Origin of the sequence: Rossellomorea sp. LjRoot5, assembly GCF_964253455.1 — a bacterium.
In the GTDB taxonomy this organism is placed as follows: domain Bacteria; phylum Bacillota; class Bacilli; order Bacillales; family Bacillaceae_B; genus Rossellomorea.
Genome location: NZ_CAXUQN020000001.1, coordinates 3,000,838 through 3,021,809 on the forward strand (window position 1 = coordinate 3,000,838; position 20,972 = coordinate 3,021,809).

Below are 20,972 nucleotides of genomic sequence, written 5' to 3' on the forward strand. Positions count from 1 at the left end.
TTTTGCTAAATTATCAGATTAGTAGGTATATTGTTGTTAAAATACTGGTGTATCAACGTTTTGTCTAAACATTTTGGAGAGTTTGTCCCATTACAAATGTTACAATCGTAAATTTCATCTAAATGAAACACTTTACATTACGGATGATTTTTCATCTTCTAACGCTCCCATTTTATTATAATTATTAAAACATCAGACTAAATATAAATAATAGAATTAATACTTATTTCACTCTGTATCAGTATTTGAAATGAGATACCGTTGCTGAAAGATTTGTATATATATGAATGAGGATTGAATTATTCTTCTTCCTTCATGTATACTTTGGATAAAAACATCTTAAGGAGCATTATGAAACGAATGATACTGTTCAACATACTTACCTTTGTTATTTTCATCATTGCCTTAGTAGTTGCTTCACTGCAGGAAAAAGACCTGCTTCTTTCTATTATTGATAGCCTGTTTGTGATCGGGATTGCATATATCAGCATTGGTGCCCTCCTTTATATTTTTGAAAGAGGATTTTTTAACGGGATCGTGTATGCTCTTAAAAGATTTCGCAACAGCACGAAACAGGGAAAGTATATTTCTCAGTTCGATGACCTGGATGAGATGAAAGAAGCTCACGAAGAATATGGAGTCCAACGTTCCTACTCCATTACAAAATCCTTTTTACTTATAGGGGGAGTGACACTTATTCTTTCCATTGTCATGACCTATCTTCTGTACACTTGAATTTACCTATTTTTTCTCATATAATATCTACATATGAATGAAATTATAAGCATGGATGAAGAGTAGTACTTTTCAGGATGATTAAAAGAGAGCTTGTGGTTGGTGCGAACAAGTATTCATTTGAAAAGGAATGGACTTCGGAGCTTTATGTGTGAAACGGAGTAGCATATAACGGGATGACCTTACGTTAAAGAGGTTCCATGCACGTCATGGACTAAGCTGGCTCTAACGGGCACTTAGGGTGGCACCGCGGAAATCATCCCATTCGTCCCTATTTTTCATAGGACGGGTGGGTTTTTATTTTGGGTAAAATTAGGGAGGAAATGAAATGAAGACAATATTCAGTGGCATTCAGCCGAGTGGTACGATCACTCTCGGCAATTACATCGGGGCGATGAAGCAATTCACCGAGCTCCAGGAAGAGTATAATTGTTACTTCTGTGTGGTGGACCAGCACGCGATCACGGTTGTTCAGGATAAAATGAAGCTGCGCAAAAACATCCGCAGCCTTGCCGCCCTGTATATCGCCTGTGGCATCGATCCTGAGAAATCCACATTATTCATTCAATCGGAAGTTCCTGCACACGCACAGGCAGGCTGGATCCTGCAGTGTGTGACCTATATCGGGGAACTTGAAAGAATGACGCAATTCAAAGATAAATCTCATGGTAAAGAAGCCGTTTCAGCAGGATTATTGACATATCCACCGTTAATGGCCGCTGACATTCTGTTATATGGAACAGATCTTGTTCCAGTCGGGGAGGATCAGAAGCAGCATCTGGAACTGACCAGGAACTTGGCAGAACGGTTCAACAATAAATACAATGATATCTTTACTGTACCTGAAGTAAGAATCCCCAAAGTCGGTGCCCGTGTGATGTCCCTTCAGGACCCGTTGAAGAAGATGAGTAAATCCGATTCGAATCAGAAGGCGTTCATTACACTCCTTGACGATCCAAAACTGATCGAGAAGAAAATCAAAAGTGCCGTAACCGATTCAGATGGCATCGTAAAATACGATAAAGAAAACAAGCCCGGGGTGTCGAACCTCCTTTCGATCTATTCGATCCTTGAAGGTACTTCTATAGAAGAAATTGAACAGAAATATGAAGGGAAAGGATACGGGGCCTTCAAAAGCGACTTAGCACAGGTGGTCATAAGCGCCATCAAGCCGGTACAGGACCGCTACTATGAATTGATTGATTCCGAGGAATTGGATGATATTCTTGATCGCGGTGCCGAAAAGGCAAATTTCGCAGCAAACAAAATGCTGAAGAAGATGGAAAAGGCCATGGGATTGGGACGAAAAGAGAGAAAGAGGAAATAATCGTGGGGACCAGAGACTGCTTGTGCGGTACCTGGTCTTTTCTTTCGATTTATTCCCTGCCCGCATATAAAAAAACCTCAAGCCCTTTCCGGACCCAAGGTTTACTACGACTATTAATTTACCTTTGGACGATTTTCCACTTCCCATAGTTTCTCAAAAAACGGCTGCCCCTTTATCAAATTCTCACAGAGAGTGAGGTGCTTGTCCGACCAACCGTACTGGGTTTCTTCATATAGCATCTGCCATATGTCTTCAAAGTCCATTTCCCGTATGGTGCGGTAGCGCTCTGGTGCCCATTCGGTGTACCAATACCGGATTTCCGCCGTGTTGTTTGAACTGTGAAGTTGATCAAGGGCCATGAATAACAGCTGCTTCAGTTGTCTTTCCTTCCTCGTCAGTCCACTCATCATATAAGGATTCGGGGAAAGAATGTGATATGCATCCTCCCTTTTGCCATCCGGCTCGATGGGAAACTGCATCGTTTCATGACTTTCAACCATTTCATACACCAGTTGTTCCTGTCTTGGTATGAGCCTGCTTTTTCTGATTGGGACAGTGTAACCGATTGTATCCACTGCCAGTATCCCGGTACCATCTGTCACAATGAAACAATAATCCAATTGGATCCGTTCGTGGTTTTTTCGCAGATATGCTTTTTGATAAACTTGATGGAGCAGTTGTTGAGGTAACTCTGATAGATCATTCTCGATGTAATGAAACAGTGTCGTGTCTACTTTAATCAGAGGAACCTGATCCAGTAATTCAATAACGTCCTCTTTTCTCCACTCATGAAAATGGCAGACATTGTAGCCATTTTCTTCGCCTTCGAACCAATTTACCCATACATCATGAAGATATAACATGATTGACCCCTCGCTTTGCTTCAATCTTATTTGTCAATCAGTATAGGCTAATCCGTGTTAATTTATTCCTATCATCAGGGGTTTTATGATAGTCATTATATTTTTCTGCGGGGTATATAGATCGAGAGGGTGATGATGAAGATTCCCAAAAGGAATAAATAACATTCAACACGTGTCGTGACGAAGAATATATAATCTGTAAACGTCATTCCGGTCGTAAGCAAATTTAAATACATGATTAAACTCACTCCTCCTGAAACAGCCAGTCCAAATCCTATAAAGAGCCCAAACAATTGTACCACCATACCTTCCGCCTCTATCCTTGCATTAAGATATTGGAGCCCGTCCATGCTTAGTATATTTTATGATAGGAACAGGAAGATATGACGGCACAGGACATCCTATTTTCAGGAAAATCCCACTGATTCAGCAATCCCCCTGCTTTCTATGGCAAAAATACTGAGGACGGTTCTCCTATGAGGGAAATGGTTGACGAATCCTGCTTCTTTAAAAGGTGTTGTACCAATCGATAGCCCGAGGAGTAGCCGAGCATTTTCGGAAAGGATTTCTGTCCAAGAAGGAGCTGATCGTGAAGGGGGCTGCTCCGTTTCACTTCCAAGTTAGGCTTTATCCATTTTTCGTAAAAGCGGGCCAACTCTTGTTCGTCATACGCTTTAGTCCAGGGAGCTACATACTTCTCTCCACAGTATTCCTTGACAGCATTTTCTGCCAATCCTTCAAAGATGATGGAGTCAAGGAGCGTGTATTGGTCCTCCTTTTTGCTTAACCGCTGCATTCGGACACAGTGATGATATTCATGGACAAATAACGCTTCGTATTCTTTTGGATCTTCCTGGTCAGTAACGAAAAAGAAGATTTCATCTTTAAAGCATACCCCCGATTTTTTCATGGATGATTGGAACATCCCCCTATTTTCCTGAACGGGGAATAGATAGATCGGGACGCTCGGTCCATTCCACTTCCGCTTATATTTTTTCTCAAAGAGAGCAAATCGTTCCCAAAGTTTCTTTTCTTTCATTTTTTCGTAAATATCTCCGGCGAGACGTGCAGAGCGATACATTCCGTGTTTCGTGAGGTATTGATAAAACGATTGCTGATCGTCCTTTCCATTTTTCGTTTTCTTAAGGAGATCCAAGGGATTATCGATCCACTCTGCCAACCATTCATCTGTAGGTACAACTGCCACCTTCATCCCTCTTTCCATGCTTTTTAACATGTATATGTAAAAGAGGAAAGATTCACAACAAAAAGAGCCTGCTACATGTAACAGGCTCTTCTTTGTTAACTCTGATATTTTTTGAATACGATGGTGGCATTGTGACCACCGAATCCTAATGAATTACTCATCGCTACATTTACTTCTTGTTTTCTTGCTTCGTTTGCAACATAGTCGAGATCACAATCAGGATCCGGTGTTTCAATATTGATCGTAGGAGGAAGGACACTATCTTTCATCGCCAGTACAGTGAAAATCGCTTCAACTCCGCCTGCTGCACCTAGAAGGTGGCCCGTCATTGATTTCGTCGAACTCATGGCCAGTTTATAAGCATGATCCCCGAATACTTCCTTCACAGCCATCGTTTCGTATTTATCATTATATGGGGTACTTGTTCCGTGGGCATTGATGTAATCCATCTCTTCCGGAAGGATCCCGCCATCTTCAAGTGCCATTTTCATCGCTCTTGCGCCGCCTTCTCCAGCCGGTGCCGGGGCAGTGATGTGATGGGCATCTCCGGTACATCCGTACCCGACGATTTCTGCATAAATCGTCGCTCCACGTTTTACAGCATGATCAAGTTCTTCCAGAACTACGATTCCCGCTCCCTCTCCCATTACGAAGCCATCACGGTTGGAATCAAAAGGTCTTGATGCTTTCTCAGGATCTGGATTGGTGGAAAGTGCTGTGTTTGCACAGAATCCAGCAACGGACATTTTCGTGATGGGTGCTTCTGCTCCACCGGAAACCATCACATCCGCATCCCCACGCTGAATGACCTTGAAGGCATCACCGATTGAGTTTGTACCGGTTGCACAAGCCGTTACGGTACAAGAGTTGAACCCTTTCGCTCCGAGCATAATGGATACTTGTCCAGCTGCCATATCAGGAATGATCATCGGCACGAAGAATGGGCTCACCCGGCGATATCCACGTTTTTGGAATGTCTCGTATTGCTGTTCGAATGTTTCCATTCCCCCGATACCCGAACCGATCCATACACCGACACGATGTGCATTTTCGTCTGTGATATCAAGTTTTGAATCTTTTACTGCCATTAACGATGCGGCAATCGCATAGTGAGTGAAGCGGTCCATCTTCCTTGCTTCTTTTCTTTCCACTCCGAACTCTTCAATGTTGAAGTCTTTTAGTTCTGCCGCTACTTTAGCAGGATAGTCATCGGCGTTTAAACGCGTTAAAGGCCCTACCCCAGTCTTTCCGGCCAAAATATTCGACCAGGTCGATTCTACATCATTACCTAAAGGCGTGACGCTTCCTAATCCTGTAACCACTACACGCTTCTTATTCATTCTAATCCATCTCCTTTATCTGCAAGTTGTCGATAAGCTTCTGATACTCTATTATTTACCCCAGCGCATAATGATCGCGCCCCAAGTTAAACCGCCACCGAATCCTACCATGACGACAACATCATTCTCTTTCACTCTTCCCGCTTCAAGATCTTCAACTAAAGAAACCGGGATCGAAGCCGCTGAAGTATTTCCATATTTATTTACGGTCTTAGACATTTTTTCCACCGGCAGCTCCAGGCGTTGCCTCGATGCTTCCATGATACGGATGTTGGCCTGGTGAGGAATCAGGAAATCTACGTCCTCTTTACTTAAACCTGCCTTTTCAATTACATTAATACTGGATTCGCCCATTTGACGAACAGCGAACTTAAACACTTCCCGACCGTTCATGATCAATTTTTCATCCTGATATAAATGCTTCGCTCCTGATCCGTCCGCTCCCAATTCAAAGGCAAGAATCCCCTTGCCGTCAGGAACCGGTCCAAGGACCGCCGCACCGGCAGCATCCCCGAATAGGACGGCCGTGTTACGATCCTCCCAGTCCGTGATTTTGGATAATTTCTCCACACCGACCACGAGGACATTCGTGTACGCACCATTATCGATGAATTGCTTTGCCGTAATCATACCATACATAAACCCGGCACAAGCGGCACTGATATCCATTGCAGCCGCCTTCTTTGCACCCAATCGTTCTTGAAGGAGGCAGGCAACAGATGGGAATGGATGATCCGGGGTAACGGTTGCAACCATGATCAGATCGATTTCCTCGGGATTGATCTCCGCATCAGCGATTGCCTTCTTTGCGGCTTCGAAAGCCATATCAGAGGTATTTGTTTCATTATTTGCTATTCTTCTCTCTTCAATGCCTGTTCTCGTACGAATCCATTCATCCGAAGTATCCACCATTTTCTCAAGGTCCGCGTTTGTTAAGATCTTTTCAGGAAGATAACGTCCAATTCCAATAATACCTGTATTCATACTGGCGTTCCCTACTTTCATTTATAATTTTTCCTATACTCAATGGTTATTATCAATTATTATGACTTGGTACTAATTTTATCGAAGATTTCTACTTTCTGCAATTATTTTTTACTTTTCACTACCTTCTACACGTTTTTGACTGACGTAATAAAAAACGGGCCACCGAAATTTTCCGATGACCCGTCCTTTTATAACTATTCTTTATGTAAGGCATCCTGCTTGCCTAATTCATAGGCTTCACTCATGACCTGTGTGAAAAGCGTCATGAATGGCTGCAGCATTTCAGGAGAGAACTCGACACCTGCTTGATCGAGTTGTTCCTTCGCTTGGGGGAAGTACTTCATGGCAATCTGCATAAACTCCATTGTTTTATCTTGATTCATTGCTTCGATTCCTTTCCATTCGGCAATTTGCCGGTGTCAATATAGTCCTTTACATGTTGCTTCATTTCAGATTGAAAATCTTTCGGAATGAGCGGACTGAATTTCCCCATGGAAATCACACCGTCTTCAAAATCAAATTCCAGGTTGCCTGACTTGAGCTCATCGTGAACGAACCTTTCGGCTACTACTTCATACAACTTATCAGCCTCCTGGACGGTGCTTGTCAGGACCGTTGATTCCCCGAGATCGGATTGATCGGATACGTACCCAATGGCATAAAGTCCCTTTTCCTTAAGTTTTTCGATTACAGCTACATTATAGCCGTCACCTGCAGGATACACAACATCGATATCCTCATTCAGGAGGGTGTCCAACTCTTTAAGGGCCCTCGCTTGATCGTCCCAATGATTGGTGTACTCTGCCTTAACCTCGGTCTCACTGTTCTGATACTTCGCTCCATCTATAAAACCTTGTACTTCAGGCTGCCAATCAAAGGCCGCTATCACACCGATCTTTTTCGTTTTAGAGTGAAAGGCTGCTGTCATTCCTCCGAAAAAGCCCATTGCATATCCCTTGAACTGTAGGCTTGTTGTGTTTTTCTCCGTGGCATGTCCATTAAAGCTGACAAAATGCATGTTGGGATGTTCCCCTGACAAATCGTTAAAGACATCCGCATACTCACTTCCATGTCCAAATACTAAGGTGACATCCATATCATCAAATTCTTCCACTGCATGCTTGATTGATGTATCATTCTTCATTCCCTCTTTATAGAAGACGTCTGCATTATAATCCGATTGAATTTTTAATAATCCTCTGTATCCTTTTGTTCCCCATACTCCATCATTCACTGCTTCAGGAACAAGTAAACCAACCTTTTCTATTTCCTCGCTGTTTCCTGTTGAACAGCCACTTATTCCAATCAGGAATACAATCATGAAAAACATGTACCATTTCTTACTCATGTTCAGCAACTCCTTTAAAGCCCATGCAGCATCTATAAAAGGTTCATTACATCATCCCTATTTTACCCTCACCTCTATCCACATGAAAAGAAAAAGTTTTCTCATTCCTCCATTTCATGCAAGCGTATCCCTTTTTCTTGTTGATCAATGATGCTCATGTGTGACTTGGATGGTCTGACAATCACTTCTTTTCCGACTGAATCGATTTCACGGTGACCAGCTGAAAATGTTTCATTTGTAATGTATGATAGAACTTCATTCCAGCTCATGTCTGAAAGAGGCTTCAAGGTAAAGGTGTCTTTCTTTGAGGAAAGATTGACAATCATTTTGGCTGCGTCCTTCACATAGATCGCCCCCGAGGGATCATCCACATAATCCGTCACTTCCCCTCTGCCGGTCAAAATCTGTGCAAACAGAAATTCTTCCGGTTGATGGATGCCATATAATGTTGGAAGGTAGAAAGCAGCTCCTTCCTCTTCAAGACCTATGTTTCCTTTCCCATTGGAATAGATTCGAATCATATGGAAGGGTTGGTCCACTTTTCTGAGCAGTTTATCTACTTCCGACAAATAACCGGCTCTATTCCCTCTTACCTGGTCATAGTAAGGAAGGAATACACTGGACCCTCTGCGTACGTTCTTATCCCATTCCCCATAAGGAACATACTCCAGATTTGCATTCCTTCCAATTTCCATCCATTTATCCTTCGTCTTTTCGTCCTCATCGATGGCGGTCACGGTCCATCCTTTTTCCAGAAGGGCATTACAGAGTTCGAATCCCAAAAACTGTTGTGCTGCAAAAACGAATGCATGATGGTCCAAGTCAATCACTCCAATTAATTTGTTATAACTCTTTCTCATGCAGGGAAAAGTAAGAGGCGATCTTCCCTCCAAGAGACCCTCGCTTCTCAGGAAGAATAAAGAACAGATCCGTTGAAATCCCTTTTGCTAAACGCTCCGTATATATATCTTTTATGAGAGTGAATTGATTTTTATAACGATTTAGAGTCATTGACTGAACAATATACAGGGGAATAGGGATCTCCTGGAGTATTTTGTAGTCCTGTGATTGTTGTGAGATGAAGGCTTCACAATCCTCTTCCTTCATCTTCAGCATGAATGAAAGTTCTTTTATCACTTTTTTATAAAAGAATTTCTGTTCCTTTTCTTGTTCTAAATGGTCATACATCGATACGCAGGGGGAGAGCAGGACGGCACTTCTAATATCATGTGCCAATTTCGGATAGAGATTTTTCAATACTAATGCTCCCATCCCTTCAGCCAATATGTGAATCTTTCCATTGATGATTTCGTTGCGTTTCACATACTGATAGAGGCGCCTGGCCAGTTGCACGGCTTGATCGCTACCCCAATTCGCTCCATACAGATTACTATAATATACAATGTACCCCTTGGCTGTCAGCTCTTGAATCCACTTATACCTTGCCTCATGCTGCACCCAGAAACTGCTCTTTTCATCTACATAGTGATGGGAGTCCCCTATAATCATTACAGCGAATCCATTTGGTCGTTCAGGGTAATGGATCATGCACCACTCTTGCTCTAATTGAAACAATCGTTGATACATTTAAATTTCTCCTTTTACATACTAAGTCTCTATAGTTTATGTGATGAGGCTGCATTTGTAAGGGAGATAGCCCATGGAAAACCATTTATTTGTAAATTTTGTCCACTCTCCTACAACGGATGACAGGGTTTACATTTCACAGATTAGTCATTTATTAATTGTTAAAGCTGTGGTAAACTAATAAAGATTGAAATGAGTGACAACATACGATTGTATGTGAAATACATAGGAATGAGGTGACTTGGCGTGAGATTTTTTTGGATGTTCTTCTGGGCTTTTGCATTGTCCGAAATGCTGACTTACGTTGTAAGTTCTATGAATGGTAACGAATTCCATTTTCAAACAGGATTAATCCTTTCCGTTTGTTTTACGGTATTGGTATTCCTCATCACGCTTGTTATTCCAAACGAGCCTGTAGAAAACCATTAAGAAAAGCAGCCAAATCCGGCTGCTTTTTTTAGTTTAATGAATCGATAGACCATTTTCACGTGCATCAATCGTGATGGTTTGACCCTGTCGTATGTGTCCTGAAATGAGCTCCCTTGCAAGCTTAGTCTCGATTTCCCTCTGAAGGTACCTTTTTAAAGGACGGGCTCCATAAACGGGATCATAGGCAGATTCTGCAATGAATTCTTTCGCCCCTTCCGTCAGTGAAAGGATGATTTGCTGTTCCTCTACCCGATGCTGAAGGTCCTCAATGAGTTTATCTATGATTCCCTTTATATTTTGAATGGTTAAAGGTTTAAATAGGATAATATCATCCACACGGTTAAGGAACTCAGGGCGGAAAGCAGATCGCAGCTGGCCCATGACGAGATCTTTCGTCTTAGAGTCAATCTCTTCTTCCCCTTTATTCCGTTCAAGGAGATGAGCAGAACCGATATTGGAGGTCATGATGATCACAGTGTTCTTACAATCAATGGTCCTCCCCTGAGAATCGGTGATCCTGCCATCGTCAAGCATTTGCAGAAGAATATTGAATACTTCGGGATGGGCCTTTTCAATTTCATCAAGTAAAATGACAGAATACGGTTTACGCCTTATGGCTTCCGTCAGCTGACCCCCTTCTTCATACCCTACATATCCAGGAGGTGCACCGATCAAACGGGAAACCGCATGCTTCTCCATATATTCAGACATATCGATTCGGATCATCTGTTCTTCACTGTCAAATAACGTTTGGGCGAGTGTCTTCGCAAGCTCTGTCTTCCCGACTCCTGTCGGCCCCAGAAAAATGAAGGAACCAATCGGTCTGTTCGGATCCTTGATCCCTGCCCTTGCCCGAATGACGGCATCACTAACCAGCCCAACAGCTTCATCCTGGCCGATAACCCGTTCATGCAGGATGTGATCAAGCTTCAACAACTTCTCCCTTTCTCCTTCTACAAGCTTTGTGACCGGGATCCCCGTCCATCTCGCCACAATATTCGCCACTTCTTCTTCTGTCACTTCTTCACGAAGCAGGCGCCCTTCCTGTTCTTTCAGCATTTCCTGCTCTACCGCCGCAAGTTCTTTTTCCATGGCCGGAATCCGTCCGTGCCTGAGCTCCGCGGCTTTATTCAAATCATAATCACTTTCGGCTTCTTCCAACTGGCGCCGGAGTTTCTCTAATTCTTCACGCTTCTCCTGTACCACTGAGATGCTTTCTTTCTCCTGTTGCCATTTTAATTTCATGCTATTCGCTTTTTCCTTCAGATTGCTTAAATCTTCACGGATTCGTGCGAGCCGCTCAAGACTTGCAGCATCTTTTTCCTTATTCAACGCTGCTTCCTCGATTTCAAGCTGCATCACCTTACGGGTGACTTCATCGAGTTCTGAAGGCATTGAATCGATTTCCGTCCGGATCATGGCGCATGCTTCATCGATAAGGTCGATAGCTTTATCTGGGAGGAACCGGTCTGATATATAACGATCAGAAAGCCTGGACGCAGCTACGATGGCCCGGTCATGAATATTGACCCCATGATGGATTTCAAATCGTTCCTTCAACCCTCTCAGAATGGAAATCGTATCCTCCACATCCGGTTCCTGTACGAGCACTTGTTGAAACCGTCTTTCCAGGGCAGGATCCTTCTCTATATACTTCCGGTATTCATTGAGGGTCGTTGCCCCGATACAGTGAAGCTCCCCTCTGGCAAGCATCGGTTTCAGGATATTCCCCGCATCCATGGCTCCCTCTGTTTTTCCTGCTCCGACAATCGTATGGAGTTCATCAATGAAAAGAAGAATGCGTCCTTCACTCTTTTTCACCTCTTGAAGGACGGCCTTCAGCCGCTCCTCAAACTCACCCCTGAATTTCGCTCCTGCGACTAAAGAGCTCATGTCCAGCTCGAAAATCGTCTTATCCTTCAAGCCTTCAGGAACGTCCTTACGAACAATCCTCTGGGCAAGACCTTCCACGATGGCGGTTTTCCCTACACCCGGTTCTCCAATCAAGACGGGATTATTCTTCGTTTTCCGGGAAAGAATGCGAATCACGTGGCGGATTTCACTATCTCTCCCGATGACAGGATCGATTCTCCCCGACCTCACGTCAGCCACAAGATCCCTTCCGTATTTCTTGAGTGCTTCATATTTCACTTCCGGGTTTTGTGTCGTCACCCTGCTCCCTCCTCTTATCTCTTCAATGATTTCTCTTAGGTTCTTTTCCGTTACCCCTTGCTGTGTTAAGTACAGCGTAATCGGATGATTCTTCTGCATCCACAGGGCAAGTGTAAGATGCTCAATGGAAATATAGTCGTCTTCCCATTTACGTTTCAAACTCTCACTGTCCGCGAAGAGTTGATGGACATCCCTTGAAAGATACTGTCCATATTGAATCCCTTCCCCTTCTACTGCAGGGATGTCATGTAACTTCTCATCTACCCATTTTATCAGACTCTGAATGGTTCCCCCCGCCCGCTCATATATGGTACGGAGGAAGCTTTCTTCCGACCCGAGAAGGGATTTCCATAAATGAAGGGCGCTAACATCTGTATGTAGCTTTTCCTTTGCCAATTGACCAGCCGAAACCAACCCTTCCTGAATGCTGTGGGTCATATTATCAATATTCATTATCTGCCACCTCGTATTTGACCTTTATTGACCTTTAATTTCATTATATCCCTTTCTTCCGAAAAAGGGAAAGAAAAAGGAACAAGGATAGCCTTGAACGGGGCACCCTTGCTCCTAATGGTTAAGGTTTTCTCATATACGACCAAAGACGGTTGTGATTGGAGTTCTCAGGAAACCTGTCCCCTGCTTTCAAACGCAGTTTTTGCGGATTCTTCACCATGCTCCCGGTTTCACCGATTTCTATATACTCACCATTGTTCGGTGCTTTTTCTCCGGCCCTGAATTGTCGTGACTGTCCCATTTTTCCCCCTCCTTTTTCGAAGCAATGCTTCTTTCCTATTTTTCTACAAGCATGACCTTTCATGCATGCCAGATGAAGGATAAATATGATAATTACGTTACGGTTCGGTTAACATTCGGAAAAGGGGGTTTACAGTCTTTCCCTTAATGGTGTTAAATTAAAAAATGTGGAGAAAAAAAGCTTGGAGGATATATAATGGATTTTTATTTGATTATTAAATATTTATTTTTGGGGATTTTTCAAGGGTTCACTGAACCGATCCCGATCTCATCGAGTGGACACCTGCTGCTTGCTCAGCATTTCCTCGGAATCAAAGACACAACACTGACCTTTGAAATTCTGGTCAATACGGCTTCATTACTCGCCGTGCTCATCATTTACCGGGAAGACATCATGCGACTCATTGTGAATGGACTCGGTTATTTCAAACAGAAAACACCTGAAACAAAACGTGATTTTCATTTCATTATATATTTACTGATCGGCACAATCCCTGCAGGGGTAATCGGTATATTATTCGGCGATGTCATCGAAGAACATCTTACTTCTGTCATCACGGTAGGAATCACTCTCATCATCACAGGTATCGCCCTTTGGATGATCCGTAACTTAAGAGGAAGAAAAAATGATGGAGACTTAAATGTAAAGGACGCGATCATCATCGGTCTTGCACAGGCAGTTGCCCTCATCCCTGGAATCAGTCGTTCAGGTGCAACGATCGTCGCAGCCATGGCAAGCGGTATGAAGGCAGAAACAGCCCTCCGTTTCTCTTTCCTCCTTTATATTCCCGTCAGTGTGGGCGTAATGGTATTTGGAATAAGCGACATGATGGGTGATCCGAACCTTGCTTCCATGGCGATTCCATATATCGTTGCATTCATTGCATCCCTGATCGCTTCTTACTTCTCATTGAAGTGGTTCATGAATATTATGGCAAAAGGGAACTTGAAATACTTTGCTATTTATTGTGTCGCGGTGGGAGCTGCCGTCCTGATTTTCACCTAACCTTCTATCCGCCTGAGTTTCTTTGATATCTGAAGAATGAAATTGACTGTGAAAATTGCCCGGTCTCCATTTGCCGGATCGATTGATTAACCTAAAAACCCCCTGAAGCTAACCTGCTTCAGGGGGTTTCTCATGTATTGGGTATTACCTGATTCCCAATGCGATCTTCGCATAGCGGGACATATTGTCTTTGCTCCATGGTGGATTCCAGACGATGTCAACCTCTGTTTCTTTCACTTCGGGAATGTCACTCAATGCTGTTTTCACTTGATCCACAATGGTTCCGGCCAGGGGACAACCCATTGACGTGAGGGTCATGGTCACTGTCGCTTTTCCTTCTTCATCCAGATCCACATCATACACTAAACCTAAGTTAACTATGTCTATTCCTAATTCAGGGTCGACAACCTGCTCTAAAGCACCCATCATATTATCTTTAAGATCTTGATCCATGCTAATCACTCCTTTACGCTTATACTTGTCTCTTACCCATTTTCATTACTCATCTTAACAAATAACCACATATAAAACAAAAGGTTACGCTGATAAGTGCTTCTCGAACCACTCGACGAGCCGTAGCACGCCTTCTCTCGTGACTTTGTGATCGGCTTTATCATCTTCTATGAAAAGCAGATGGTCTTCTCGTTCCTCATAATAAGGCAATATGCTGTCATAGAATTCCCTGGTAAAATGGAAGGGGACGACTTTGTCGCGCTTTCCATGCCAGAACATAAGGGGTCTGCCCCCAAGCTTCTCGGGTTGAAGGCTTAGATCATAATGGGCAAGCTCCCTCATCATGCTTTCGATTTCCCCCTCGCCAAATGGCAGATCATACCCCAAAGCTTCCACTTGAGCCAGCTGGGCCTGTGCAAATTTTACATATGTAGGATTCCCCATCAGTGAAACGGCTGAAGAGATCCATTCATATTGAGTCAAAGCACCCAATGTAACAATCCCTCCCATGGATGTACCTGCAACACCGATTCCATTGGGTGCAATCATCCCTTTTTCATCAAAGTGCTCTTTCAAGATGGATAATTCATGAATGGTATTCAACACGATCTTCCAAAAAACTTCTCCCAATTGATACTCTGACTTTCCAGAAGATCGTTCTCCGTGCTCTAAACAATCCGGGAGTATCACTCTGAACCCCTTTTCAGCAAGAAGGTATGCGTAGTGGAGATTATGCTCTTTCGCACTCGTAAAGCCATGAATAAAGAAGCATGTCGGTAACGGTTTATTCATGTCCTCTTCCTTCACAAGATGAAGAAACGGGATCATTTGTATGTTTGATTTATCAATAAGAATCATGTTGGTTCTCTCCCTCCTGATGGCTTTTCACTTTACTATGATATCCTAGATTTGGTAGTATGTATAATATTTAAATCGAAGGCGTATGTAAACATTTCTTAAAATCTATGTGCAGGCGGTGGACAACTTTCTACGTGTAACGCTACACTAGAATAGCCTTCATACCAATAAGATTGGGGATTTGTATTGATGAACTCACAAGAAAAACATCTGATTGTTCTGGATCTCGATGGAACATTATTAACCGATGAGAAGAAAATCTCGTCCAAAACACATGATATTTTAAAAAAAGCCCGCCTAAGAGGGCATGAAGTGATGATTGCAACAGGCAGGCCGTTCCGTGCAAGTGAATTGTATTATCAACAATTACAGTTGACGACCCCCATTGTCAATTTCAATGGAGCATTCGTACATCACCCAACTGATCAGTCATGGGGAATCTACCATGAACCAATGGATCTAAAAGTGGCAAAGCAAATCATTGATGCATGTGATGATTTCACGTTCCGTAATATCGTCGCTGAAGTAATGGATGATGTCTATCTTCATTATCATGACGAAAAGATCATCGATGTATTCATGATGGGTAATCCATCCATCTCAACAGGTGATATTCGGAACGTATTATCAGATCACCCTACATCCATGCTCATTCACGCTGAGGAAGAAGATGTAGCTGACATTCGTGCACACTTAGATGATGTTCATGCAGAATTGATTGACCATCGTCGCTGGGCTGCACCTTGGCACATCATTGAGATCGTTAAATCCGGATTGAATAAAGCTGTAGGAATAGAGCGTGTTGCTTCTTCCTTGAACATCCCTCAAGAAAGAATCATCGCATTCGGTGATGAGGACAACGATCTTGAGATGCTCGAATACGCAGGAACAGGTGTTGCCATGGGTAACGCCATTGATCCACTGAAGGATATTGCGAATGCAGTGACACTTTCGAATGAAGAGGATGGCATCGGACGCTACCTGCAAAAACGCTTCGACCTATAAATCTGATGGAAACGGTGGGTAAATCTTCTTACTGTACGTTCCCCATCCGAGAGCCATACTAGAAAAGAACGCATCCAGCGTTCCAACTTGCACAAGGGGTGGTAAGTGATGGGTAGAAATAAATCGAAACGATTTGTACAACAAGGTAAAATTGCTGTATCAAAACATGACGAACGTATCCCGTATCATCTGACGTATGCAGAAGCAGAGGCTAAGAAGCTCGCTTCACATGGTGACGGTGCAGGGGGGCTGGAATAATGAGCAATCCACTATTCCAGCAGGCACGTAACGCTGTAGCTTCAGCTAAACAAGCATGCAATACGGGAGAAAACGCTCAAACGTCCATTGATAAAGCGAAGAATGCTTTGTCATCTGCTTACGCTAACTCGAATGTCGAAGAGCAGAAGCAGCTTCACGCTTTTCAAGATGAGTTGAACCGCCTATCATAAGTGAGATCAAAAAGGGTTGCCCGTAAAAAGGCAACCCTGTTTATTTTAAGGAAGAGCGACAAAATAAGTGTGAATGGCTTTCAAGGTGATACCCCTTTCTATCCAGGTTCACCCAAAGTATTTGTTAAACACGAGAATCTAATCTTTTCGAAAGAAACCGAATATCCCTGTTGTCTGGACGATATTTGTAAAGGCATTGGGATCCACGTCCTTGATCGTATGTTCAAGCTCGTACAATTCATACCGTGAAATGACGATGATCAACATCTCCTTGTCCTCTCCGGAAAATGCCCCTTTGGCAGGTAAAGTCGTAATCCCCCTTACCAGCTTGGAATGAATGGCTTCACGTAATTCATTCGATTTCTTGGTGACGATCATCGCAGTCAGCTTCTCATGACGTGTATGAATCGTGTCGATCACACGTGTGGAAGCGTATAATGTGACTAGCGTATACAGTGCTTTTTCCCAGCCGTAAAGGAATCCTGCAGATATGATGATAACGGCATTCATTAAGAAGAAATAAGATCCGACCGGCTTATCTTTCATTCTTGACAGGATCATGGCGATAATATCCATCCCCCCGGTGGATGCGCCCCATTTCAATGTGATCCCGACACCGACAGCAGCAATGACCCCGCCGAATACGGCATTCAGAAGGATGTCCGGTGATAATTTAATGACAGGGAGCACTTCCAGGAAAAAGGAAGTCAGAAAGACCGAAATAAAGCTATACACAGTAAATGAACGGCCGACCTTAAGCCACCCCAGAATGGTGACAGGAATATTAAGGATGAATAATAAAATACCTGTTGAAATATTGAATGGTGCAAATTCCTTCAGTAAGCTTGACAACAACTGGGCAAGTCCCGTAAAACCACTTGCATACACATTTGCGGGAATAAGAAAGAAGTTCATGGCAATGGCTCCTAAAAGGGATCCGACCAGAACCACGACAAATTTCTTCGCCTCTAATTGAACATGATCTCTCGACATACACATACCTCCTGCATCTAGTTGTTATTTTCTATGTTCCACATTTCATCTTACCTAAACTCCTTCTACTATTCATCTTTTTATCATAAATTCATGTTCAATCGATTGTTATTTTCACTGAAAATCGCTAGACTAAAGCTATAAGATAAGTCAAAGGATGATGAGGATGACAGTAAAATTATTTGCTGATAGTGCAAGCGATCTTCCTGCTGCCTATTTCAACGAACACAACATAGAGCTTCTTCCACTTAAAGTACATATTGATGGCCAGGACTACGAGGACTTGATCACCATTGAACCGAAAACCGTATTCAATAAAATCAGGGACGGACATATGCCGAAAACGTCTCAAGTCTCACCGGACCTGTTCCTAAAAAAATTCACACAGCTTGCAGAATCGAATCAATCCGGCATTTACGTTGCCTTCTCTTCCCAATTATCAGGCACGTATCAAACGGCTGTCATGATCCGGAATCAGGTAAGAGAAGATTATCCTGATCTTGATTTGACCATCATCGATTCGAAATGTGCTTCATTAGGATATGGGTTGGTCGTCATGAAAGCGGCCGAACTCCTGAACAACGGCGGGACAAAAGAAGAAATCATCGAAGCCTCCCGATTTAACTCTGAACATATGGAACATCTTTTCACCGTAGAAGATCTTGAATATCTCGCAAAAGGTGGGCGGGTTTCAAAAGCTTCAGCCTTTTTAGGCGGACTGCTTAACATCAAGCCTCTTCTGCATATGGAAGATGGTAAGCTTGTCCCGATTGAAAAATTACGTGGAAAAAAGAAACTTCTTAAACGCATTTTAGATATGATGGAAAAACGTGGTGAGAATCTTTCTGACCAGGTGATTGCCATCAGTCACGGCGACGACGAAGAATTCGCTTTTGAAATGAAGCAGCTCATAGAGGAAAAATTTTCACCGAAGGACGTCTACATCAGTATTATTGGATGTGCCATAGGGTCTCATACAGGTACAGGAACCTTAGCCATATTTTTCCTAAACCAGCACTCATAAACTTCTCTCCCCTTCCCCATACTAATAACGAGATCCAATACGGAAGGGAGAATCACCATGCCACATACATCTGATAATGAAAAAAAGGCGAAGGACAACAATGCCCTGCGCCAGGAAAAGAATAAAATCAAAGACACAAACCGGAAAGCCGGTAAAAATCAATACTCCAAAAAAACGGATCATCTGTAAGAGATGGACCGGCCAGAAGACACCTGTTCTTTCATGAAGGGGTGTCTTTTGCGTTTGTTATTCGATGGGATTGGTTGATTCGTCATTATATGATCGACTTACTTCACTATCTTTTCTAAAAAACCTTCATCATTTCAACCAAAGAAGTTGTATGTCCCATCACTGCTTGTCTATAATGAAAAGAGAAAAAAGTATGGAGGGGTTACATATGGCAAAGGAAAGTTCGTTTGACATCGTATCCAAAGTAGATATGTCAGAAGTGAGCAATGCGATTCAAATCGCGTTGAAAGAGGTTCAAACCCGTTATGACTTCAAAGGCAGCAAGAGCAACATTAAATTAGATGGTGAGGAAATCGTCCTCGTCTCCGATGATGAATTTAAAATGAATCAGTTGAAGGACGTTCTTCTAAGTAAACTGATCAAGCGAAACGTCCCGGTTAAAAACCTTGATTACAGTAAACTTGAAGGTGCATCAGGCGGCACTGTCCGTCAGCGTGCAAAACTTGTACAGGGAATCGATAAAGAGAATGCAAAGAAAATCAACACCATCATCAAGAACTCCGGCGTGAAGGTGAAGAGTCAAGTTCAGGATGATCAAGTCCGCGTTACCGGTAAAAGCAAGGATGATCTCCAAAAAATCATTGCAGCCATTCGTGAAGCTGATCTTTCCATTGATGTACAATACGCAAACTTCCGTTAATACGGTTTTTCTAAGAAGTCTAATGGGTACAATAATTCCATTAGACTTCTTTCATTTAGGAGGAAAAACATGAAAAAAAAAGTCATCATTATCGGGGCCGTCGGCGGAGGAGCGACAACAGCCTCTCAAATCAGGAAGCTCGACAGTGAAATCGAGATCATCCTGCTCGAGAAAACCTCTTACTTATCTTACGGAGCCTGCGGCATGCCCTATTACTTAGGCGATGTAATCAAAGACAGGGAAAGTCTGTTTGCCGCCACTCCTGAACAATTACATACAAAAAAGAATATTGACGTCAGAATGCATCATGAAGCGTTAAAAATCGATCGTGAGAAGAAATCTTTACTCATAAGGGATCATGACCGCAATGAAGATTACGATGAAACATATGACTATCTCGTGCTCGCAACCGGTGCATCCCCTTTTATCCCGGACATTCCCGGGCTCGACCAAATCCCGGCGTTCCATCTCAGAACCGTCGAGGACATGGACAGGATCAAGCAGTTCATAGAAACATCAAAACCTGACTCATGCACCATCATCGGCGGTGGTTTCATTGGGGTCGAAATGGCTGAAAACTTCACCCATCTTGGAATGAAGGTGAATATCGTCGAAAGGTCTGAACACGTCATCAGTATCATTGATGAGGAGACAGCTACAGGATTGCAGAATCATATCATGGAAAAAGGGGTAAAGCTATATACGAATGATGGTCTGAAAGAGGTCCTGCCGGAAAATATGTTAAAACTCGACAGCGGTGAAACCCTACATTCCGACTTCATCCTTCTATCAGTCGGAGTGAAACCCCGGAACCAACTGGCAAAGGAAGCAGGTTTATCGATCGGGGAATCAGGAGGGGTCGTCAGTAATGAGTTCATGCAAACGGACGATGACTCCATTTATGCAGTCGGGGATGTCGTCGAATCCATTGACTTCGTTGACGATACGCCGAAACAAGTGCCCCTTGCGTGGCCGGCTCACCGGCAAGCCTACATAATCGCTAAGCACTTATCCGGGAACCCTGTCCCTTTCAAGGGCATGCTCGGAACTGCGATTGCCAAAGTATTCGATCTTTCCATCGCTTCAACCGGACTGGGGGATAAAGAATTAATTGAAAAAGGCTACATTTATCAAACGGCCGTGCACGAAGGAAAGTCCCACGCCGGCTACTATCCCGGGGCTCATGATGTGTATGTCCGTGTCCACTTCTGCCCTGAGACCGGTAAGATCTTCGGTGGAAATGTGGTAGGCGGTGAAGGTGTCGATAAACAAATCGATATCCTAGCCACTGCCATCTACGGTAGACTCTCGGTCACCGACCTTCAGGAAATCGAGACCTGCTACGCCCCTCCTTTCTCTTCACCTAAGGGATTGTTGAATATGATTGGATATAAAGCTGCAGGGTTAATGAAAAAGAAATGATTACAGGCAGGCTTCTCATTGGAGGGGCCTGCTTTTTATGTGGGGTGGTTTTATTTGCTTAATGATGATGTGAATCGTACTGAGTCTCTTATCTTGAGGTGGATAAATTTGTTAATTGGCTGGAT

The 20,972-nt window shown here is 43.2% G+C and carries 25 protein-coding genes and 1 other annotated feature; of the genes, 11 read left to right on the forward strand and 14 right to left on the reverse strand.

Features of this window, described 5'->3' with window-relative positions:
- Window positions 1–351 precede the first annotated feature (351 nt).
- Window positions 352–735, forward strand: a complete 384-nt coding sequence (locus ACSQ2E_RS15325) for a DUF3899 domain-containing protein (protein WP_435991885.1) — start codon at window positions 352–354, stop codon at window positions 733–735.
- Between the two features lie 43 nt (window positions 736–778).
- Window positions 779–1,011, forward strand: a binding site (T-box leader).
- Window positions 1,012–1,063: 52 nt separating this feature from the next.
- Window positions 1,064–2,062 (forward strand): tryptophan--tRNA ligase, encoded by a 999-nt coding sequence (trpS, locus tag ACSQ2E_RS15330; RefSeq protein ID WP_435991887.1) that lies wholly within the window; start codon window positions 1,064–1,066, stop codon window positions 2,060–2,062.
- Between the two features lie 113 nt (window positions 2,063–2,175).
- On the opposite strand, the gene ACSQ2E_RS15335 is transcribed toward trpS, so the two are convergent.
- From ACSQ2E_RS15335 to ACSQ2E_RS15375, 9 genes are all read right to left on the reverse strand, one after another.
- Complete coding sequence (locus tag ACSQ2E_RS15335) at window positions 2,176–2,925, reverse strand: YjbA family protein (RefSeq protein ID WP_435991889.1); 750 nt, start codon at window positions 2,923–2,925, stop codon at window positions 2,176–2,178.
- A 95-nt stretch (window positions 2,926–3,020) separates the two neighbouring features.
- Complete coding sequence (locus ACSQ2E_RS15340; RefSeq protein WP_435991890.1) at window positions 3,021–3,230, reverse strand: hypothetical protein; 210 nt, start codon at window positions 3,228–3,230, stop codon at window positions 3,021–3,023.
- 140 nt (window positions 3,231–3,370) lie between these two features.
- Complete coding sequence (locus ACSQ2E_RS15345; protein WP_435991892.1) at window positions 3,371–4,132, reverse strand: DUF2268 domain-containing protein; 762 nt, start codon at window positions 4,130–4,132, stop codon at window positions 3,371–3,373.
- Window positions 4,133–4,227: 95 nt separating this feature from the next.
- Window positions 4,228–5,472, reverse strand: a complete 1,245-nt coding sequence (gene fabF / locus ACSQ2E_RS15350) for a beta-ketoacyl-ACP synthase II (protein ID WP_435991894.1) — start codon at window positions 5,470–5,472, stop codon at window positions 4,228–4,230.
- A gap of 51 nt (window positions 5,473–5,523) precedes the next feature.
- Entirely contained in the window at window positions 5,524–6,456 is a 933-nt protein-coding gene (locus ACSQ2E_RS15355) for a beta-ketoacyl-ACP synthase III (RefSeq protein ID WP_435991896.1), read from the reverse strand.
- Window positions 6,457–6,653: 197 nt separating this feature from the next.
- Window positions 6,654–6,842, reverse strand: coding sequence for a ComZ family protein (locus ACSQ2E_RS15360; RefSeq protein WP_034763435.1), 189 nt, complete (start codon window positions 6,840–6,842; stop codon window positions 6,654–6,656).
- Complete coding sequence (locus ACSQ2E_RS15365) at window positions 6,839–7,807, reverse strand: BMP family ABC transporter substrate-binding protein (protein WP_435991899.1); 969 nt, start codon at window positions 7,805–7,807, stop codon at window positions 6,839–6,841. The genes ACSQ2E_RS15360 and ACSQ2E_RS15365 overlap by 4 nt, the downstream gene beginning before the upstream one ends.
- Window positions 7,808–7,908: 101 nt before the next feature.
- On the reverse strand, window positions 7,909–8,628 hold the full coding sequence (locus ACSQ2E_RS15370; RefSeq protein ID WP_435991901.1) for a hypothetical protein: 720 nt from the start codon (window positions 8,626–8,628) through the stop codon (window positions 7,909–7,911).
- A 22-nt stretch (window positions 8,629–8,650) separates the two neighbouring features.
- Window positions 8,651–9,394 (reverse strand): hydrolase, encoded by a 744-nt coding sequence (locus ACSQ2E_RS15375; RefSeq protein ID WP_435991903.1) that lies wholly within the window; start codon window positions 9,392–9,394, stop codon window positions 8,651–8,653.
- 261 nt (window positions 9,395–9,655) lie between these two features.
- On the opposite strand from ACSQ2E_RS15375, the gene ACSQ2E_RS15380 reads away from it, so the two are divergent.
- Complete coding sequence (locus ACSQ2E_RS15380; RefSeq protein WP_309137639.1) at window positions 9,656–9,823, forward strand: YjzD family protein; 168 nt, start codon at window positions 9,656–9,658, stop codon at window positions 9,821–9,823.
- A 33-nt stretch (window positions 9,824–9,856) separates the two neighbouring features.
- Here the strand turns inward: ACSQ2E_RS15380 and clpB are convergent, their stop codons facing one another.
- Together clpB and ACSQ2E_RS15390 are read right to left on the reverse strand one after the other, a co-directional pair.
- Complete coding sequence (gene clpB / locus ACSQ2E_RS15385; protein ID WP_435991905.1) at window positions 9,857–12,448, reverse strand: ATP-dependent chaperone ClpB; 2,592 nt, start codon at window positions 12,446–12,448, stop codon at window positions 9,857–9,859.
- Window positions 12,449–12,569: 121 nt separating this feature from the next.
- Window positions 12,570–12,749 (reverse strand): YjzC family protein, encoded by a 180-nt coding sequence (locus ACSQ2E_RS15390; protein WP_034763424.1) that lies wholly within the window; start codon window positions 12,747–12,749, stop codon window positions 12,570–12,572.
- Window positions 12,750–12,941: 192 nt separating this feature from the next.
- On the opposite strand from ACSQ2E_RS15390, the gene ACSQ2E_RS15395 reads away from it, so the two are divergent.
- Window positions 12,942–13,754: an undecaprenyl-diphosphate phosphatase gene (locus ACSQ2E_RS15395; protein ID WP_435994571.1), complete on the forward strand. Its 813-nt coding sequence runs from the start codon at window positions 12,942–12,944 to the stop codon at window positions 13,752–13,754.
- Window positions 13,755–13,898: 144 nt separating this feature from the next.
- Here ACSQ2E_RS15395 and ACSQ2E_RS15400 read toward each other — a convergent pair whose 3' ends face one another.
- Together ACSQ2E_RS15400 and ACSQ2E_RS15405 are read right to left on the reverse strand one after the other, a co-directional pair.
- Entirely contained in the window at window positions 13,899–14,207 is a 309-nt protein-coding gene (locus ACSQ2E_RS15400; protein WP_034763420.1) for a metal-sulfur cluster assembly factor, read from the reverse strand.
- An 84-nt stretch (window positions 14,208–14,291) separates the two neighbouring features.
- Window positions 14,292–15,065 (reverse strand): prolyl oligopeptidase family serine peptidase, encoded by a 774-nt coding sequence (locus ACSQ2E_RS15405; protein ID WP_435991907.1) that lies wholly within the window; start codon window positions 15,063–15,065, stop codon window positions 14,292–14,294.
- A 189-nt stretch (window positions 15,066–15,254) separates the two neighbouring features.
- Between ACSQ2E_RS15405 and ACSQ2E_RS15410 the strand changes: the two genes are divergently transcribed.
- From ACSQ2E_RS15410 to ACSQ2E_RS15420, 3 genes are all read left to right on the forward strand, one after another.
- Window positions 15,255–16,070 carry a Cof-type HAD-IIB family hydrolase gene (locus tag ACSQ2E_RS15410; RefSeq protein ID WP_435991909.1) on the forward strand — a complete coding sequence of 272 codons (816 nt, stop codon included), beginning with the start codon at window positions 15,255–15,257 and terminating at the stop codon, window positions 16,068–16,070.
- 108 nt (window positions 16,071–16,178) lie between these two features.
- The gene (locus tag ACSQ2E_RS15415) at window positions 16,179–16,328 is read left to right on the forward strand and encodes a hypothetical protein (protein ID WP_179886584.1); all 150 of its coding nucleotides are present in this window, start codon (window positions 16,179–16,181) and stop codon (window positions 16,326–16,328) included.
- Window positions 16,328–16,519, forward strand: coding sequence for a DUF3813 domain-containing protein (locus ACSQ2E_RS15420; RefSeq protein ID WP_435991911.1), 192 nt, complete (start codon window positions 16,328–16,330; stop codon window positions 16,517–16,519). Before ACSQ2E_RS15415 ends, ACSQ2E_RS15420 begins: the two co-directional genes overlap by 1 nt.
- 138 nt (window positions 16,520–16,657) lie before the next feature.
- Here the strand turns inward: ACSQ2E_RS15420 and ACSQ2E_RS15425 are convergent, their stop codons facing one another.
- On the reverse strand, window positions 16,658–17,512 hold the full coding sequence (locus tag ACSQ2E_RS15425) for a YitT family protein (RefSeq protein WP_435991913.1): 855 nt from the start codon (window positions 17,510–17,512) through the stop codon (window positions 16,658–16,660).
- Between the two features lie 166 nt (window positions 17,513–17,678).
- Here ACSQ2E_RS15425 and ACSQ2E_RS15430 point away from each other — a divergent pair, with 166 nt between their 5' ends.
- From ACSQ2E_RS15430 to ACSQ2E_RS15445, 4 genes are all read left to right on the forward strand, one after another.
- Entirely contained in the window at window positions 17,679–18,536 is an 858-nt protein-coding gene (locus tag ACSQ2E_RS15430) for a DegV family protein (protein ID WP_435991915.1), read from the forward strand.
- Window positions 18,537–18,593: 57 nt separating this feature from the next.
- Window positions 18,594–18,725, forward strand: coding sequence for a DUF3941 domain-containing protein (locus ACSQ2E_RS15435; protein WP_435991917.1), 132 nt, complete (start codon window positions 18,594–18,596; stop codon window positions 18,723–18,725).
- Between the two features lie 208 nt (window positions 18,726–18,933).
- Entirely contained in the window at window positions 18,934–19,425 is a 492-nt protein-coding gene (locus tag ACSQ2E_RS15440; RefSeq protein ID WP_435991919.1) for a YajQ family cyclic di-GMP-binding protein, read from the forward strand.
- Between the two features lie 69 nt (window positions 19,426–19,494).
- Window positions 19,495–20,847 carry a CoA-disulfide reductase gene (locus ACSQ2E_RS15445; RefSeq protein ID WP_435991921.1) on the forward strand — a complete coding sequence of 451 codons (1,353 nt, stop codon included), beginning with the start codon at window positions 19,495–19,497 and terminating at the stop codon, window positions 20,845–20,847.
- The last annotated feature ends 125 nt before the right edge of the window (window positions 20,848–20,972 follow it).